Origin of the sequence: Fulvivirga sp. (assembly GCF_040218215.1) — a bacterium.
In the GTDB taxonomy this organism is placed as follows: domain Bacteria; phylum Bacteroidota; class Bacteroidia; order Cytophagales; family Cyclobacteriaceae; genus Fulvivirga.
The window spans coordinates 537236-555732 of the sequence record NZ_JAVJQL010000014.1 but is presented as its reverse complement, the minus strand read 5'-3'; the positions used below and the strand labels follow the sequence as shown (position 1 = coordinate 555732).

General features: G+C 38.5%; 15 protein-coding genes. 7 read left to right on the top strand and 8 right to left on the bottom strand.

Features of this window, described 5'->3' with window-relative positions; all coding sequences use genetic code 11:
• Positions 1-26 precede the first annotated feature (26 nt).
• Both RIB54_RS11175 and RIB54_RS11170 read right to left on the bottom strand, forming a co-directional pair.
• Entirely contained in the window at positions 27-488 is a 462-nt protein-coding gene (locus RIB54_RS11175; RefSeq protein WP_350063412.1) for a hypothetical protein, read from the bottom strand.
• Positions 489-559: 71 nt separating this feature from the next.
• Positions 560-1978, bottom strand: coding sequence for a redoxin domain-containing protein (locus RIB54_RS11170; protein WP_350100989.1), 1419 nt, complete (start codon positions 1976-1978; stop codon positions 560-562).
• A 134-nt stretch (positions 1979-2112) separates the two neighbouring features.
• Between RIB54_RS11170 and gldA the strand changes: the two genes are divergently transcribed.
• The 5 genes from gldA to dnaN all read left to right on the top strand — a co-directional run bounded on the left by gldA (position 2113) and on the right by dnaN (position 7595).
• Positions 2113-3036, top strand: coding sequence for a gliding motility-associated ABC transporter ATP-binding subunit GldA (gldA, locus tag RIB54_RS11165; RefSeq protein ID WP_350100988.1), 924 nt, complete (start codon positions 2113-2115; stop codon positions 3034-3036).
• Positions 3029-3757 (top strand): gliding motility-associated ABC transporter permease subunit GldF, encoded by a 729-nt coding sequence (gene gldF / locus RIB54_RS11160; protein ID WP_350100987.1) that lies wholly within the window; start codon positions 3029-3031, stop codon positions 3755-3757. Before gldA ends, gldF begins: the two co-directional genes overlap by 8 nt.
• Positions 3751-5442 (top strand): gliding motility-associated ABC transporter substrate-binding protein GldG, encoded by a 1692-nt coding sequence (gldG, locus tag RIB54_RS11155; RefSeq protein WP_350100985.1) that lies wholly within the window; start codon positions 3751-3753, stop codon positions 5440-5442. Before gldF ends, gldG begins: the two co-directional genes overlap by 7 nt.
• Complete coding sequence (locus RIB54_RS11150; RefSeq protein WP_350100984.1) at positions 5442-6386, top strand: DUF4340 domain-containing protein; 945 nt, start codon at positions 5442-5444, stop codon at positions 6384-6386. The genes gldG and RIB54_RS11150 overlap by 1 nt, the downstream gene beginning before the upstream one ends.
• Before the next feature lie 84 nt (positions 6387-6470).
• Positions 6471-7595, top strand: a complete 1125-nt coding sequence (gene dnaN, locus RIB54_RS11145; protein WP_350069084.1) for a DNA polymerase III subunit beta — start codon at positions 6471-6473, stop codon at positions 7593-7595.
• 74 nt (positions 7596-7669) lie between these two features.
• On the opposite strand, the gene RIB54_RS11140 is transcribed toward dnaN, so the two are convergent.
• Positions 7670-8191: a hypothetical protein gene (locus tag RIB54_RS11140; protein ID WP_350100983.1), complete on the bottom strand. Its 522-nt coding sequence runs from the start codon at positions 8189-8191 to the stop codon at positions 7670-7672.
• An 89-nt stretch (positions 8192-8280) separates the two neighbouring features.
• Between RIB54_RS11140 and RIB54_RS11135 the strand changes: the two genes are divergently transcribed.
• Positions 8281-11445, top strand: a complete 3165-nt coding sequence (locus RIB54_RS11135) for a UvrD-helicase domain-containing protein (protein ID WP_350100982.1) — start codon at positions 8281-8283, stop codon at positions 11443-11445.
• On the top strand, positions 11435-14302 hold the full coding sequence (locus tag RIB54_RS11130) for a PD-(D/E)XK nuclease family protein (protein WP_350100981.1): 2868 nt from the start codon (positions 11435-11437) through the stop codon (positions 14300-14302). The genes RIB54_RS11135 and RIB54_RS11130 overlap by 11 nt, the downstream gene beginning before the upstream one ends.
• Positions 14303-14500: 198 nt before the next feature.
• Here the strand turns inward: RIB54_RS11130 and RIB54_RS11125 are convergent, their stop codons facing one another.
• From RIB54_RS11125 to RIB54_RS11105, 5 genes are all read right to left on the bottom strand, one after another.
• Positions 14501-15223 carry an EF-Tu C-terminal domain-related protein gene (locus RIB54_RS11125; protein WP_350100980.1) on the bottom strand — a complete coding sequence of 241 codons (723 nt, stop codon included), beginning with the start codon at positions 15221-15223 and terminating at the stop codon, positions 14501-14503.
• Positions 15220-16182: a hypothetical protein gene (locus tag RIB54_RS11120; protein WP_350100979.1), complete on the bottom strand. Its 963-nt coding sequence runs from the start codon at positions 16180-16182 to the stop codon at positions 15220-15222. Before RIB54_RS11120 ends, RIB54_RS11125 begins: the two co-directional genes overlap by 4 nt.
• A 297-nt stretch (positions 16183-16479) precedes the next feature.
• Positions 16480-17082 (bottom strand): hypothetical protein, encoded by a 603-nt coding sequence (locus RIB54_RS11115; protein WP_350100978.1) that lies wholly within the window; start codon positions 17080-17082, stop codon positions 16480-16482.
• Positions 17079-17570 (bottom strand): RNA polymerase sigma factor, encoded by a 492-nt coding sequence (locus RIB54_RS11110; RefSeq protein WP_350100977.1) that lies wholly within the window; start codon positions 17568-17570, stop codon positions 17079-17081. Before RIB54_RS11110 ends, RIB54_RS11115 begins: the two co-directional genes overlap by 4 nt.
• Entirely contained in the window at positions 17560-18402 is an 843-nt protein-coding gene (locus RIB54_RS11105; RefSeq protein WP_350100976.1) for an alpha/beta fold hydrolase, read from the bottom strand. The genes RIB54_RS11110 and RIB54_RS11105 overlap by 11 nt, the downstream gene beginning before the upstream one ends.
• Positions 18403-18497: the final 95 nt, after the last annotated feature.

The window sequence follows — 18497 nt, the reverse complement described above, 5'->3', positions numbered from 1 at the left end:
TTTATACCCGAAGAATATTCGGTTATTTAGGCCACTCTTTCCTTTCCAGCTTCCATTACAGCATATTCTTTTACTGTATTGAAAGTATTGGGATCAAGGGTTTCCTCGGCAGTTCCGGTGTTTTCCGGTGTAAAATCACCTTCCTTTTCCCACCACATCTTGGCATTTTGTTTAGATTCTGATTTGTCAACTTCAAAAAGATGGATGTAAGAGTCAGAAACTATCCAGGGTTTTTCTACGGTGCTGTGCTTTTCGAAAATCATCTGGCGCATTTGAGTTGCCATGTTATCATTTCCTTTAAAATGCGACACTGTGTATGACATTGTCTCGGGCTCCGTCATAATATTGTCCCAAAACTTTTTAGATTGTACCACCTGGGCAGTAGTCAATAAGTAGCCGTAACCTTGTTCCACTGGCTCCTTGCTAATGCTGCACTGCGCTTTAAATTGTTTTTTCTTTTTACCGAATAATGAATTGAGAATTGACATGTTTGTTGTTTTTGTTCTGAGTATTTGACCTACATACTGTACGATCTTGAAACAGTAAAGTTACTTAAATTTTAAGGATTACCCGACTTATTTGCCAGTATGCGCTCATATTGACCAAGAAAATCCTCTAATCTGGTGGCTGGTATCTTCTTGGCTATGATCTTCTTTTTATCATCCAGCACATATAATGTTGGAGTAGTTGTGGCATCATAACTATTATGATAAGAGCCTGTTGCAGTTCTAGGGCCATTGACAGTTATCCAATTGAGGTTCATATCTTTTATATATTTTTCCATTTTTACCATTGATGTGTCAGCACTTACCGCAAACACTTCAACATCAAATTGGGTGCTGTTATAAAATTTGCTCAGAATAGGTGTTTCCTTTTTGCAATGGCCGCAATCAGGGTCAAAAAAGTAGAGAATGGTGTACTTCTTTTTAATGTCATACATCGACTTCATCTGTTTGTTGATATCCATCATCACCATATTAGGGGCAGTATTGCCAATAAGACTTAATCTTAGCAGATCGGCCCTTTCTTTCAAATTCTTTTTTAATTGCTCATTGGCCCAAAAGTCCATTTCCCCACTTGCGAAATATGTGTCATAGAGGTTGACAAAAACTTCATCGAGTCCCATTATTTCTGGGTTTTGATATTTCAACGTTGCTGTCCAAACAAGATACTTATAAGTGTCGGTAGTCTTCTTTGCCACATCTGCCATTTTCTTTATTTCTGCTGTTATAGTGTCGGCCTGTTGTAATAATAACCTATCGAGGTAGTCCTCTACTTTCTCTTTATAAATACCCCTGCCCAACCTCAACAATGAAGGATCGCCAAGGTCAAAATTGTCCCAAAAATGGTTGCGCATGTACCAGTACCCAAACTCTTTTGGATCACTGCCTTCCGGGGCTGCCGGGATATCTATTCTGCGATTGGCTAAAAATATTTTGGTAATTAATTTGTCAGGATTACTAGCAATGATCTCATCCTGATGTGCCATTACTTTGTCATTTAATACATCCAAAGCTTTTCTGGCCTCGGCTATTTGCTTAGGGTTGCTTGTTGAATCTCTCATTATAGCCACATGAGGCTCAGCTTCCTTATTGCTTTTTTGGTTGAAGAAGATGTCTTCCAGAAAAAGTTGGTTTTCTATATCACCCTCTACTTTTAGATCGGCTAAATAATCTTCAGTGGAAGTACTTAACTTAAAATTTTGATCGTCACTGACCAAGAAATCAAATACTCGAGACTTGTTCAATACAAGGAAGTACATTCCTTCATCTAAAGCATTCTTTCCATCAAACTGAAAGTCACCTTTTGAATCCACTTGCGCTGTGTCCTTAACATAGGTACTTTCGCCAAAGAAGTAACCCATGTAAACTGTAGTATCGGCTAGCCCATCAACATGAAATTTGATTTCATACGCCTGAGCCATTACCATACCATTGATACCAGCAAATACAATAATAGAAAATAATATCTTCCTCATGTTAAAACAATTCATGTAGCAAAGAAAACCAGATTTTTTGTAATTGGGTTCAATTATAATCGGTAAACGCCTTTAGACCAAAAATAATTGTCATAGTAAGACCAATGCAATAGATTTGCCGTTCATTCAAGACTATGTCAATACAGGTTCAGCAGCTCACTAAAATTTTCGGAGAACAGAAGGCTATAAATAATATATCCTTTGAAGTAGGGAAGGGTGAGATTCTTGGTTTTTTGGGGCCTAATGGTGCTGGTAAATCTACCACCATGAAAATCACTACCTGCTTTTTGCCTCCATCTTCAGGTTCGGTTAAAGTATGTGGTTTGGATGTGACTGAAGAGCCACTTTTGATAAAATCTAAAGTAGGTTACCTGCCTGAGAACAATCCTTTATATCTTGAAATGTATGTACGGGAATACCTGGCATTTATCGGGAATGTACACGGGTTGAAAGGCAAGACTTTACAGTCAAGAATTGATGAAATGATTACTTTATGTGGTCTAACAAGAGAGCAGAATAAAAAGATAGAGATGTTGTCTAAAGGTTACAGACAGCGCGTTGGCTTGGCTCAGGCTTTGATCCATGACCCTGAAGTATTGATTTTGGATGAACCAACAACAGGTCTCGATCCGAATCAAATCGTTGAGATTAGAGCACTCATTAAGAAGATAAGCAAGGACAAAACTGTAATCTTCAGTACACATATAATGCAAGAGGTGCAGGCTTTGTGTGATAGGGTAGTGGTAATAGATAGGGGCGAAATAGTGGCCAACGATAAAATAGAGCAACTCAAATCTAATCAGGTGGAAGTCGCTATAGTTTTAGTTGAGTTTGAAGAAAATATTGGTGTAGAGGGATTGCTGGCTATTGAAGGTGTAATATCAGCAGATCACATCACCGAAAATAAAATTAGGATTAAGGCAACAACGGAATCTGATATTAGACCGAAGATATTTGCTTTTGCTTCTAAGCATAATTTCACATTGTTGGGACTTCAACAAGAAGAAGTGACAATGGAAAATGTATTTCAGGAATTAACCAAAAACAAGAATGTTTGAAATACTGAGAAAGGAGCTTAACGGATTTCTTAACTCTCTGATTGCGTATATAGTTATCAGCGTATTTTTAACAGGTATAGGCCTATTAATGTGGGTATTTCCAGAAACATCTGTTTTAGAGTACGGCTATGCCGATATGGAAACTTTATTTGCATTAGGGCCATATGTATTTATGTTTTTAATACCGGCCATTACCATGCGGATGTTTGCAGAAGAAAAGAAAGCTGGAACAATAGAGCTTCTATTAACAAAACCACTTACTGACTGGCAAATTATATTAGGAAAGTATTTTTCTGGGTTCTTATTGGTGCTTTTTGCACTTATACCAACGCTCGTCTATTACTACACTATTTATCAGCTTGGGAATCCGGTAGGTAATGTTGACACTGCGGGAGTTGTAGGCTCTTATATAGGTCTTGCGCTTCTGGGAGGTGTGTTTACTTCTATCGGAGTGTTCTCTTCACTAATTACCACCAACCAAATTGTATCTTTTATAATAGCCGTATTTCTATGCTTTATATTCTATACCGGTTTTGAATCGCTGGCCTCTATAAATGTGTGGGGTGCAGCGTCTTTGTTTTTAGAGCAGTTGGGTATAGTTTATCATTATAGAGCAATGAGTAAAGGGCTTTTGGACACGAGAAACCTAATTTACTTTTTAAGTGTAATCGGTGTAATGTTAATGTTTACCAAATTTATATTGGGAAGTAGGAGATGGTAAAATTAGACTTAGCAAAACTTGAAGATATTCTGAAATTACTGATTGGCCTGGTGCTGATCATTTGGATCAACCTATTGGCCTCTTCATACTTTGGCAGAATAGATTTAACAGAAGAGAAGCGATACACTATTAAACCAGCCACAAAGAAGCTGTTGGAGGAATTGGATGATGTTGTAACCATTGAGGTGTACTTGGAAGGCGAGCTTAATGCAAGTTTCAAAAGACTTCAGAAGTCAATTAAAGAAACGCTGGAGGAGTTTAGGATCTATTCAGACAACAAGCTGCAATATTCCTTTGTCGACCCTTCATCTGCACTAAATGAACAGGCCAGAGGCGAGTTTATGCAAGGTTTGATGGCACGTGGCATACAACCAACCAATGTTATCGATAATAGAGATGGCAACAGAGTGGAAAAGTTGATTTTTCCAGGTGCCATTGTCTCCTATGGTGGTGTAGAGCAGGGAGTAATGCTGCTGGGTGGAAATAAAGCGGCCTCATCTGAAGAAAAGATCAATCAATCCATTGAAGGCATTGAATATAATTTAGCATCCACCATTCATGGTTTAACGAGTATTGAAAGAAAATCCGTTGGAGTTATTAGAGGACATGGTGAGCTGGATGAGGTGGAAATGGCGAGCTTACTAACTTCGTTAGATGCCAATTATAACCTAAGTTTTATTGATGTTAGTAAACCTCTGCCTTCTTTAGGTGCTGTGTTGTTGGCCAAACCAACAACATCATTTACTGAGAAAGAGAAGTACAATCTTGATCAATATTTAATGAATGGGGGCAAGCTGTTTATGCTTTTGGATAAACTTCAGGCTAACATGGATAGCGCTTCCAGTGAGGCTAATTATTCCTTTCCATACAACCTGAATTTGGATGATATGCTGTTCAAATATGGGGTAAGAATTAACAATGATCTGATTCAGGATAATAGCGCCTCTAACTATCCTGTGAATGTTGGAAATTTTGGTGATCAACCGCAAATCAAGATGATAAAGTGGTGGTTTTATCCGATCATCAATCGCTATGGTGACCATGTGATCACTCGAAACATGGATGCAGTAATTGGTAAGTTCATGAGTACTATGGATACAGTAAAGGCCGATGGAGTAAAGAAAACTCCTATCATGTTTACTTCAGAGTACTCGCGATCCATGACAGCACCTGTGAATGTTTCTCTTCAGGATTTGCGAAAAAATTTAACTCCTGAAATGCTGAATAAGGCCAACCTGCCAGTGGCTTATTTACTGGAAGGTAGATTCACCTCATTATATAAAAATAGGTTTAAGCCCGAAGGAGTTGACGATCAGCAGTTTAAAGATCAAAGCTCGACTGATGCTAAGATTGTAATTGTAAGTGATGGAGACATTGCTAAAAACGATGTAAATCCACGAACTGGTAGTCCGCAGCCGCTAGGCTTCGATCCATTTTCTGGTGTAGATTATGCCAATGAAGAATTTATCCTAAATACCCTTAATTACCTTGTTGATGATGAAGGGCTAATAACAGCAAGGAACAAGCAGATAAAAATCAGGCCATTGGACAAAGTGAAGATTAGTAATGAGAAGACGAAGTGGCAAATGATTAATTTGGTGCTGCCTATCATTTTGCTAATTGGCTATGGCGTTATTCGCTTTTATCTTAGGAAGAGAAAATACACTGGTTTCAAAACAGACTAATGCAAAGAAAGAAAAACATACGTCTGATTATTGTTTTAACTGTTTTAATAGCAGTCACTATAATTACTTATTTTATTCAGGGTAATGATGGCAATAGCAGTATTGATAAAACCCTGTTTGTTTATGAAAATACAAACGAGGTTGATCAGGTGACAATAGAATCTCAGGGTGTTAAGGTTGATTTGAGCTTTGGAAACAATCAGTGGACTGTCAACGAAAAGTATAAAGCAGACCCTCAACGTATCAGCGTTCTTTTTGCTATTCTTAAGCAAGTATCGGTACGTAGGAAGGTTGCTAAAAGTCAGGAAGAGCAAATTACAGGGCGTTTTGCTACGCAAGGAGTCACTGTATCATTATTTGAGCAAGGCCAGAAAGTAAAACAGTTTCAGGTGTTGGGAGAGGAAGCAAAAGGATTGTCTTATATGGCACATTCTGAATCAGATGAAAAATATCTGGTGGAGATACCTGGGTATAAGAGTTACTTGGCAGGACTTTTTGAGTTAGATGCTAATGGCTGGCGTAATCCTTTGGTTTTTGATATCAACTGGGCTAACCTGGTTTCTGTTCAGGCTGAGTATATAGGAAAAGAGGCCAATGGCTTTACTATTGAATTTGATGACAGGGATTATGGAATTGCCGGAATGCAAGCAGACTCCATGAAGTTAACAGATTACCTCGATGATGTGTCATTATTGTATGTTAATGACTATCTTTCCGCTGATGAGGTTAAGGAGTATAACGAACTGACCAGCGCTCCGCAGGCACAAATCACGATCAAGGATGTTGGGCGAAATAGTTATTCGCTAACTATTTTTGATAAGGTGAAAAATGGGGATTATTTGGTTTTAGTTGATTCTTTAGATTATGCTTTGATGCAAGAAGGCCTTATCAACCGAGTAACGAAACCAAAGCAATATTTTAGGGTAAATCAAAGGCCGCAATAAAGTATTCACACGTTTCCTAAAAATGATTTTATTTTTAACTTTACCGAGCTTTAAAATCAAACCACATTAACTAACTTACATATAATGAAGTTTATTGTTTCTTCGTCTGTATTGCTTAAACAACTTTCAGGTATTAATGGTGTTATTACAACCAATCCTGTTGTTCCTATTCTTGAGAATTTTTTGTTTGAGATAAGTGAGAATAAGTTGGTGGTTACGGCTTCTGATTTGCAGACCTCCATGATCACTGAATTAGAAGTAGAATCTAAGGAGAGCGGCAACATTGCAGTGCCAGCCAGAATTCTGCTTGAAACTTTAAAGAACCTGCCTGAGCAGCCTGTAACCTTTACCATTGACGAAAATTCATATAGTATTGAAATCAGCTCAGATAATGGTAGGTATAAGTTGGCCGGTGAAAATGCTACAGACTTCCCAAAGGTACCATCAGTATCAGATGACTTCTCTGTGGATATGTCAACAGACGTATTATCAAGTGCCATTAACAATACCATCTTTGCAACAAGCAATGATGAACTAAGGCCTGCAATGACTGGGGTTTATATGAATCTAACGGATTCTAACTGCACGTTTGTGTCAACAGATGGTCACAGGTTAATCAGATACAGAAGGGTTGATGTAGCTTCTGATAATGGTAACGCTATCATTATCCCAAGAAAGGCGCTTAACCTTTTGAAAACAACATTGCCTTCTGAGAATGTAAATGTTACTGTAGAGTTTAATGTATCTAACGCGTTTTTCAAGTTCGGTAATATTAAAATGATCTGCCGATTGATCGATGAACGTTTTCCTGATTATGAAAATGTAATTCCACAACAGAATGAAAATAAAATGACAATCGATAGAAGCGAGTTTTTGAGCTCACTAAAGCGTATTGCCATTTATGCCAATAAAACTACCCATCAGGTAAGATTGAAGATTACTGGAAGTGAGCTTCAGATATCAGCGGAGGATTTGGATTTTGCCAATGAGGCGAATGAGCGTCTGTCATGTGAGCATGATGGCGGGGATATAGAAATTGGCTTCAATGCTAAGTTCTTAATTGAGATGCTTTCTAATCTTGATGCTAAGAAAATAAACTTGCACCTGTCTGAGCCAAATAAAGCAGGACTTTTAACACCAATTGACAAAGATGACAATGAAGACATCTTAATGTTGGTGATGCCCGTTATGCTTAATAATTACGTGTAAGAAAACATCAAACACCATTAAAAAAGGGAACCAATTTGGTTCCCTTTTTTAATTAGCATGCGTTATATTCTTTCTTATGACGGCTGCCCTGTAACAGTCAGTTTCATATGTAATACCAAATCGAAACTTACAGGAACATCACTTACCGTTCCTGATAAAATAATTTTAGCTTCGGGATTTTCCAAGAGATAATCCTCAAAAAACGAGATTACTGATGTAGCAATATCTTCGAATTGAGTCACAATATAAGAATCATTTACTGTACTAATATCAACATCTCTAACAGTAACAGAGGTGCCTGATCCTTCTATCGTAAAATTTAGCTCATTCAGCTTTACAGCAGCAATTGAAGAACTGTAGTTTTCAATACTAATAGTCAATTCATCTATTTTAACGTCAGTAACAGTTAGTCCACTAATAGAAGTACTAAGAGTTTCTTCTTTTGTAATAGTTTTAGGATCATTCTCAGTCAGGTTTACATCATAAGTTTTGTCTATGACAATAGGAGCATCAGTTTCTAAGGCAGCTTTAACATCTTCTTCACTGCAAGAAAAGGTAAAAAGAGCAATGGCGATCAATAAAAAGGTGTATTTCATTTTTGATAATTTAGTTAATATGTAAAGATACTTTTTATTGAATATTTGTAACCCTTCGACTTTAAGAATTAGCTAAATTTATCGACTTGATGATAAAACCCTTCTCCATTTACCGCTCTTCGGCAGGTTCAGGTAAGACATATACACTGGCCAAATCATACCTTAAACTTGCTCTTATGGGTAAGGGCAAGTTTAGGCGAATTCTTGGTGTAACCTTTACCAATAAGGCCACTGAGGAAATGAAACAAAGGATTATAAAATTTTTAACACTGCTAAAGGCTGGCGAAGAAAAGGGCTTGGCTCAAGAGCTATGTGCAGAACTGGGTATTGATGAGTCTACGCTTAAAAAGAGAGCCAGAGAAGTGCTTTCAGAAATCCTTCACAATTACAGTCGGTTTTCTGTTGTCACTATTGATAGCTTTTTTCATCAGGTGATCAGGTCATTTGCAAGGGAGATGGGCTTGCAAGGCACTTTTTCAATTGATTTGGATACTGATAGTGTAATGCAACAGGTAATTGACAGAATGCTCTCGGAAATTGGAGATGACGAGCACAAGGAGATAAAAAGCTGGCTTACTCAATATGCAGAAGAAAATGTTGAAGAAGGGGAGTCCTGGGATTTTAGGAAAGACATTGGAAAGCTGGCTAAGGAGGTATTAAAAGATGATTTCAAACACTTCTCTAATAGGATAATTGGCTTGGCCGACAATCCAAAGCAGCTTCTAGACATTAAAAAACAGCTTGATTCAATCCAATTTGGTTTTGAAAAGCAGCTGAAGACTATAAGTAAAGAGGTGTTAGCCTATTTAGAAAGTAAAGGCCTGTCTGCTGAGAGCTTTAAGGGGAAGTCACGAAGTCCGGCTGGCTTGTTTATTAAATTTGAAAAGCTTGAATTTGATATTACAGATTCAAGAAGAGCTGCTGCAGATAATCTTGAAGCCTGGATCACAAAAACCGACAAGCAAAAAGACTTGTTGGAAAATGTATTGAGTGAATTTGTGCTACCAAAATACAATGAGCTGGTTGACTTTTATGATCAGGGTTATCTGGAGTACTATTCGGCTATTGAGGTAAAACGCTACTTCTATACTTTCGGTATTCTTAGCTATATCAATAAATATTTGCAGGTATATCGTGATGAAAATGATGTAATGCTCATTTCTGATTTGCCTGATTTTTTGAATAAGATAATTTCTGATAGCGATACACCTTATATCTACGAAAAAGTAGGTTCCCGATTTGATCATTATCTGATTGATGAATTTCAGGACACCTCATCTTATCAATGGAACAACTTTAAACCGTTGGTTAAAAATGCTACTGATCAGGGGCAGTTTTGCATGGTAGTGGGTGACGCTAAACAATCCATCTATCGGTTCAGAGGTGGTGATTGGAAACTCCTACAACATCAGGTAAAACATGATATTGGTGAGGTGCTCACAATAGAGAATAATTTAGATACCAATTGGAGAAGCACCGCTAATGTTATCGGCTTTAACAATGATATTTTCGAAAGACTAAAGCCTCTTATTCAGCACAGTTACATAGATAACCCTTCAGAACTGATAGCTGCAAAAATGGAGGAGGTACTTGGCAGTTTTAATGAGTCATTTCAAAAACTTCCTGAACACAAAGCCAAAGATCAGGGATTGGTTGAACTGCGATTTATTGAGGCAGAAAGAGGAGCTGAGGAAGGTTTTAAGGATTTATCTATTGAGTATACCATTCAGAAGGTTGAGGAGCTGCAACAGGCTGGGTATGAACTCAGAGATATAGCCATACTTACAAGAACAACCCAAGAGGGAAAAAACATTGCCAGGGCTTTTATAGAGCATAGTACTTCTGACAAGGCTATTACTGGCCTCAGGTATGATGTGGTGAGTAAAGAAGCGCTTTATTTGACTACCAGCCATGTGGTTCAGTTTATAATTTCGGTTATCAAATGGCTGCACGATGAAAAGAACAAAATAGAGCTGGCGCATTGGTTTAGCACCTATTTAAAGTATTTAAAGAAATCAGTTGATGACGAAAGTGAACTCTATTTCCAGCTTGATAACTGGGCTGAAAATGTGCCCACTGATTTCGTCAAATTAAGACATCAGCTAAAATCATTGCCACTGTATGAGCTAGTGGAGGAGCTTTGCAGAATTTTTGAGCTTTCAAAAGTCAAAGAAGAGTACACCTATCTTCAAGGATTTCAGGATGCAGTTTTAGAGTATTCGAAAAATGAACGTGGTGACATTTCTGCATTCTTAGTCTGGTGGGAAGATGTAAGGAAGAATAGATCAATTATTGTTTCTGATGAAAACAATGCGGTCAAAGTGTTGACCATTCATAAATCCAAAGGCCTTGAATTTCCCGTGGTCATCATTCCATTTTTAAGCTGGTCATTGGATAAACAGAATAATGCAGTTGACAGCATTATGTGGTGTGAAACCATCGATAAGCCGCCATTTAATTTAATGCCAATGGTACCGCTGAAGTATGCAACGGCACTTCAAAACACCTACTGGGCTGATGAATATCATCATGAGAAATTAAAGAACTTGCTTGATAACCTCAATGTGTTGTACGTAGCTGTAACAAGGCCAGAATCGGCACTTTATATGTTTGCCCCTAAGGGAAAAGAAGGCAGCCTGAACAAAGTCAATGATTTGGTTTATCAATTGGTTAGCGGTCAGGAGCAGTGGGATGTTGAGACTCAAAAATATACTTTAGGGACACTTCCTGCCCCCATTAAGTCAAGTCAAAAAGGTAATGAAGTGAGTCTTAAAGACTACAGCTCCCACAGCTGGAGAAGTAAAGTCCGCTTGCAAATGCGTGACTCAGCAAACCAAAACAAGGAACAGTTCAACGAGGCCGCTGCTCATGGAATAAAACTCCACGATGTATTAAGCAAGATACACTATGCCAACCAGATAGATCAGTTTAAAGATCATCCTTTATTTTCTGATTTAACCAAAACTGTATTAGCGCTGTCGGAGTATTTTGAAAAAGACTGGGAGGTGAGAACCGAGGTGCCAGTTTTACTGCCTAATGGCGATATGCGAAGAATTGACAGGCTCAATCAGAAGGCTGATAAGGTCGTACTTATTGATTATAAAACGGGGAGGGATAAAAATGAAGATAGAGCCCAGATGCGGGAATACATGCGGCTGGTAAGTCAGATGATTAAAAAGCCTGTAGAAGGATTGCTTTTTTACCTGGAGAGTCAGGAAATTTTGAAAGTCGAAGGAGGGCAACATGAAGCATAAGACTTTTATTGAAGAGTTGGCAATTCGGATCAAAAATGAAAACAGTCAATTGGATAATGCGGTGGTTATTTTTCCAAATCGAAGAGCGGGACTGTTTTTTAGGGATGAGCTTTCTAAATTAATAGATCAACCGGTTTTCATGCCGGAGGTATTTAGTCTGGAAGACTATCTTATGCAGTTTACCCACCTCGAGAAGATTGATACGTTGGAGGCTATTTTTGAATTGTATGAGGTTTACAAAACCTTCCCAAATCGTAGTGAGACTTTTGACAAGTTCTTCTTTTGGGGTGAAATGATCCTCAGGGATTTTGAAGAGATAGATCATTATCTGGTAGATACCAAACATCTGTTTACAGGCATTAAGTCCCAGAAAGAGTTAGATGAGGCCTTCTATTTTCTAGATGATGAGGACAAGGAAATTATCCAGTCGTTTTGGAGTAGCTTTTTACCTGATACCACACAGACACAAAAACTGTTTTTGGAGACTTGGAGGATACTGCTTCCTCTGTATGAAGGGTTTAAAGAGCGACTAAGACAGCAGGGCAGAGGCTATGGAGGAATGATCTATAGAACACTGGCAGAAAGACTTGAGCAGGATAAAGTTAAGACAGATAAGAAACTCTATTTCGCGGGTTTCAATGCACTGACAAAAAGTGAAGAAGCAATTTTTAAATATTTTGTCAGGGAATGCGCTGCTCAAATTGTTTGGGATTTGGATGCTTATTATTTCAACGACCCGCAGCAGGAGGCTGGCACTTTTTTACGTGAGTACTCCAAGGACACATTGTTAGGCAAGACTTTTCCTAAAGATCCCCCAGCACTGATTGATACTGAAAAAAGGATGACTGCAACGGGAGTTTCACTTGAAGTTGGTCAGGCTAAGGCTTTGGGAGAAGTGCTATCAGAAATAGCGCAATCACCTGATTTTGAGCCAAAGAAAACAGTAGTGGTGCTGCCTCAGGAGCATATGCTGTTTCCGGTTTTACATAGCATTCCTGATGAGATTGAAAAGGTAAATATTACCATGGGTTATCCGCTTAAGGATACTTCAATTTATAGTTTGCTGGAAAGTGCGCTCGACCTACAAAGACTTAGAAAGGAAAGTGAAATTAAAGGCATTAGTTTTTATCACCGTCCGGTTCAGGAGCTTTTGCTACATCCATTACTCAGTGCTGTGGAGGAAGAAAAGGCAATCAAATGGCTTGATGAAATTAAAAAGCGAAACAGAATAGTCATTCCGGCAAGCGAGTTTGACTTTGAACATGAACTGCTAAAACAACTTTTTAAGAAGTCAGAGCACCCAATAGATTATCTATTGGGTTTACTGCGCTCATTGTATGACTACTGGCATGAGAAGGATAAAGAGCTTGAAGTTGAATTTATCAGCCGCTTTTATGAGCAAATGCAGCAACTAGAGCGAATGATAGGTGATAAATCAGAAGCATTGACCTTTGAGTTTTTTACAGCACTATTCAAACGTCTGGCGCGCAGCTTTAAAGTTCCATTCACTGGTGAGCCTCTAGACGGACTTCAGATCATGGGGATCTTGGAAACCCGTAATCTGGATTTCGATAAGGTTTATATCCTCAATATGAATGAAGGCAGCTGGCCTGCTCAGCCCCGAAGAGGTTCGTTCGTGCCTTATAATATCCGCAGAGCATTTGATTTACCTGTTTATGAGAACAATGATGCCATGTATGCCTATTTGTTTTACAGGCTGCTACAGAGGGCTAGTGAAGTGCATTTTTATTACAACACGGTTTCTGAGTTTAATGTCAATGGCGAGATCAGCCGATTTGTTCGTCAGTTAGAGGTGGAGTCTAATCATAAGATTGAAAGGAGGTTGCTTTCAAATCCTGTAAAAACTCAGACTATCAATCCTATTGTCATTCACAAAACACCTGAGGTACTTAAACGAATGGCTCGTTTTACCGAAGGTTATGAAGGCATTGATCAATCTAAGCTGACACCATCTGCGCTTATTGCCTATCTCAATTGCAGGTTGAAATTCTATTTTAAATATGTGGCTAAGCTTTATGAGGCTGATGAGGTGCAGGAAGATATGGACGCTGCTGTATTTGGCAACATTCTGCACAATGCCATGGAGATACTTTATGGTGAGTTCACCAAAAGAGAAAAGCGTGATGTTATCCATGAACAGGATTTCTTTCTGTTGGAATCAGGAGTAGCTGGTGCCTTGGAAAAGGCATTTATGAAGCACTATCATATTGATAAAAAGGACAAGTTTAAATTAGAAGGCCGTACCATTATTGCGGCTGAAGTGCTCAAGAAGTTTGCACATCAGATATTGAAACATGATAAACAATATGCGCCATTTAAGGTGCTTGGACTGGAGGCCAGTACCAGGGAAGGTTATCATCTGGAATTCCCTATTAAGTCTGGAGACAAGGCTATAAAGGTTAAAATCAAAGGCATTATTGATAGAATTGATTTTAAGGATGGAAAGGTTCGGGTTATTGATTACAAAACAGGCAAGGATGAGAAGGAGTATGATACCATTGAAGCCTTAAAAGAAAGAAAGGACATCAATAAAAATAAGACCATTTTGCAGGTGTTTTATTATAGCTACCTGTACTGGAAAAAGTTTGGGGATGAGCACATCATAGAGCCAGGTATATTCAATAGCAAAGATTTATTTAAAGAAGATTTTAGCTGGCGGGTGATCAATAAAAAGGGCAAAACTGAGCTTTTGGACTTTAGACCTCTGGCAAAAGAATACGAATCATTTTTAGAAGAAATGCTCACCGAAATCTATGACCCTCAAGTGGCATTTGATCAGGTGGAGGATGAAAAGGTGTGCACTTATTGTCCGTATATAGGTATTTGTGGGAGGTAACGTCTGTATATAAAACGTGCCGGCACACCAAAATAATAAATTATCGTCAACCGTGCCGGCATGTTTTATATATTTTGTTATGCACTGTGCCGCGCCTGCACGAATCTTAACCACACGGATGCCAAAGCTTTGGTTGTGTGTCGGCAAGTGCGGCTTTGGTATTGGTGTGGTTTTTCGGAGCCAGTCATTTGTCATTCGTTATCTAGTCACAATAATCTGTCCCGTTAAGTAGATTGAACTCCATGTTGCAAAAGTCAATGTGAATTTTTCAAGTCGACTTTTAAAAGTCTGGTCGTCAAAGCTACATTGCAAGTCCACTTTGTATAAATGATTGGATATTCTTAAGTCATTTTTCCAGCACTCAATTATTCTGTCACCTACTTGTCGGCAAGGTAAATCTTTGTCCAGTAACGTGCATTTTACAAGAATCATGCATTCAGGTCTATCTGTGATTTCAATTTGTATGTCGTCTATAATTTCAGTTTCAGTCAGATAGCCGTCAAAGTCAATTCGGAATCCCAGCAAATCATCTCCACTATATGGTTTTATGTTCTTGTCCAGGTTTCTTATGAATGTTTCTTGGTCCCAGTACACAAAATCGTCACGAAGTACTTTCAATACCTTTCCTCTTCCAACGGTTTTTGATCCCTCGCGCGTTTCAATTTCCATTCCTTGCTTTATCTGTCCCACGTGATACTCGGAACTTAGAGTTTGTAATTGTACTTTCACGGTCTCTCCAGGATTGCACCATACCTTGTTCATGAACTGTTGAGGAGCGTCCCAATCTTTACCGTTGTAGTAAAGCTGTCCACGATAGCCATTACCAACCGGAGTCTTGCGACCACCTTCTCCTTCGGAGAGATAATAGATCTCAGCCTCAATTTCAGGGCTAGACAGCTTGAACGTATCTACATTACTCATTCACTCTCACCATTTAATTCGAACGCAAAACTAGTACTGAAACCAAACCTTTTCCTAGTTGTGTCAATGATCTTTTGGGTTTCTTCATCTAAATCTTTGCGCTCAATCTTTTCCATTGATAAAAAGTCGGGCTCGAACGTGGTGTGGTCTCGTACAGTTATTCTATTGTTTACAATCGTTACTCCCCAGCAGCCACAAATAAGCACAATTTCATTTTCGCTCCTTTCAATGTATAACTCCGAATAACCTTCGTGAATGAGGAATTCCGAAAATGATTTTAAGAATTCATACAATTCGATCTCTTCATCATCCTCGACTTTCTTCTCTTTGAGTATCTCATCAAAGAAGTATAGTTTAGACAGTAAAATCATTCCTTTTAATGGAACCTTGAATAGTTTCTTTTCAATTTCGAGTACTAAAAAAAGTTCGCGGAAATTTGACTTTACAATTTGACTAATTAAGTCATCATTGAAAAAAATGTCATAGAAATCTTCAAGCTTTTTGTCTCTGAAAATTTTAGTCCTATCCCTTATTAGTAGCAGGTGAAACTGCAATTCCTTGGCGTAGTCATTAAATTGGCTATCCTTCTCCGTTATTCTTTGGCCAATTAACTTTTGATGCTCTGCGAAAGTAATTGACTCCAACTTAATTGCCGGTACAGTAATTCTTTCACCGTTAGGGCTTTCAAGGATTATGTCACTGACATTCAAACGTTGGATGTCATCTTTATGCCTATATTTTTTATGGTCTAGTAATTCACCAGTATAATCAGAAATTTTGTGCAGTCGCGCGTCTGCTTCTGAAATGAAAAGTTCTGTAACCTCTACTCCATAAAGAGTTGATCTAAATACACTTTCTACCCAAAAATCTGGTTTGTCCCGATGCTGAAAGTCTTTGTAGGACTTTTTATCAATAGCAACTTGAAAAATATTCAGTTCGGATTCCTTTTTCTTGTCCATCTACTTGTCCTTCGTTGAGCGTGGTAAGAATTGGCTCTTTTGCTTGCTTTGGTGTCGCGATGGAATGTGTGGCAAGCAAATGTGCCCATGCGCGGTGGCCACTACTCTGTCCGCGCGGCATTGTGCATAACAATATGCTATCCGCAATTGCGTATAGCCAACTTATGTCCAGTGGCGTATAGCCAACTAATATTACGGATAAACGCCACCTTTCTTTATTAAAGTAATAAAAATACCAAATTAATTTTATAATGAACCACTGTTATTGCAAAATGGATTTTGAGCTATGGTTTAGACTTAACCTTCACCATCAGCTATTTCCTGTTGCATATCAATAAGTGATTTCAAAAGCTTAACTTCTTTACGGATTGCTATTTTAATAGAATAGCCAAAGATGGCAGCAGCTACCAAATATGAAAGCGCTAATAAAATAACCTGTGCCTGGGTAAAATAATTTCCAAATTCTGGCAGTAGGATATAAAAACCCACTGTGTATGCTATTAATATTCCTATAGTCACAGATCCGTGTATTTTCTTTCGGTAAGTATAGAAGCTCATGTAGCTTTTATTAACGGCAAAAGCAGTATCACTCAAATCTATTTTAGTGGAGCGATAGATACTGTGGAATTCAATTAGAATTCTGAGCACCAAACCGCCAATCATTAAAGTCATGCCTATGTGACTTAGCGTTTCCTGAAGCGGGGCAACATAGACAAAGAACAGGCAGATGCCTATCAGGGTGACCACCAATACTGCAGTATTACCTACGTGCATGAGCACAGCACTTCTTATCTTCTGTTGGGCCGCAGCAACAAGATCTTTGGCACTAACTGTTTGTTTGGCGCTGTCCTTTTTAGCAGCATCCCATTGGCCCTTAAAATCGTCTAATATATCACTCATTTTTTTAGCATTTCTTTTAAACTTTTTTTGATTCTATGGATTTTCACCCTGAGGTTACTTTCACTTATTCCTACTACATCAGCTATTTCTTTATATTCCAGTTCGTCCAGTACCATCATTATTATTAGCCTGTCAATTTCATTTAATTGGCCAATGGCCTGATAAAGTTCTTGATGTGCATCACCATGGTCTTGATGCGAACTATCTTGGCTAAGCACCTTGCTATTTTGATCGAGAGCAACCTGATCTTTTATTTTATTATCCCTGATGTATTTGAGGCAGGTGTTCATCGTAATTCTATAAATCCATGTTTTATAACTGGAGGCACCCTTAAATTTATCGAGGGACCTCCAGGTGTTGATAAATGTCTCTTGAGCAAGATCTTCAGCCAACTCTCCATTGCCTTTCATGAAACCTACACATATGTGATGAACCATCGGGTAGAATTCAGCATAAAGCCGCTCAAAGAGCACATTGTTATTGGACATTCTTTTTTAAATAATCGGTGATTTGCGAATAAAGCCATTCTGGCTGATCAAACATGATAAAGTGCCTGCTATTTTCTGCAAGGTTTATGGTTTTGTTATTCAGGTTAGCATATTGATTTTCAAAAGTTTGTTTCGCCATATCTGCTGTAGGGAAAGTAGCCCCAAGAATTAAAGTCTCGATTTCAATATCAGCAAGTGTTGGCCGTAAATCTAATTTAAGCAAATCTGTATAGCCATACACATATGTCTTACGATCTGCAATCATTGACCAGTTGGCCATTTCTTCTATTTTGCTGTCAGTGTTCGTCATGTTTTTCGCCATGTTAAAGGCCACTTCTTTGAACTTATCATCTGGCATATTAAGCATCTGATTGTTATAGGGGCTATCATATTGCAAAGCACTGGCAGGTACATTGGGCATCATCAAATCACGCATACATGGCAAGGCATCTACCAATATCAATCCCGTAACTTCTGATTTGAGTTCGGCAGCAAGTTCTACCGCCAGGTTTCCGCCCATGCTATGGCCGATGATGGTGAGGTTTGATAGCTTTTCTTTTTTGATGTAATCTACCAACTGCTGCTTAATAGGGGCGTACCATGGAGTTCCAATAGGTTCCAATCCGTTAAAGCCTGCATATGAAACCGTATGAGTTTGATAGGAGGGCGGAAGGTTTTCTATTGTTTCATTCCAAACTGCTCCCGGACTGGTAAATCCGGGTAAGAATAGGATGGGGTCTCCATTTCCTTGTTTTTCTATTTGGATAGCCGATTGGCCATAAGCAAGTGCTGAAAGGAGCAGAGCGCTGAATAATAATATCGATTTTCTCATTGTCTTTTTGTTTTAAATTTCCCCTTTGATCCAAAAAGGCTGAGATTGTTACAATGGATGATAAAATAATTGAGAAACAGCTTTCTATGGCGCTT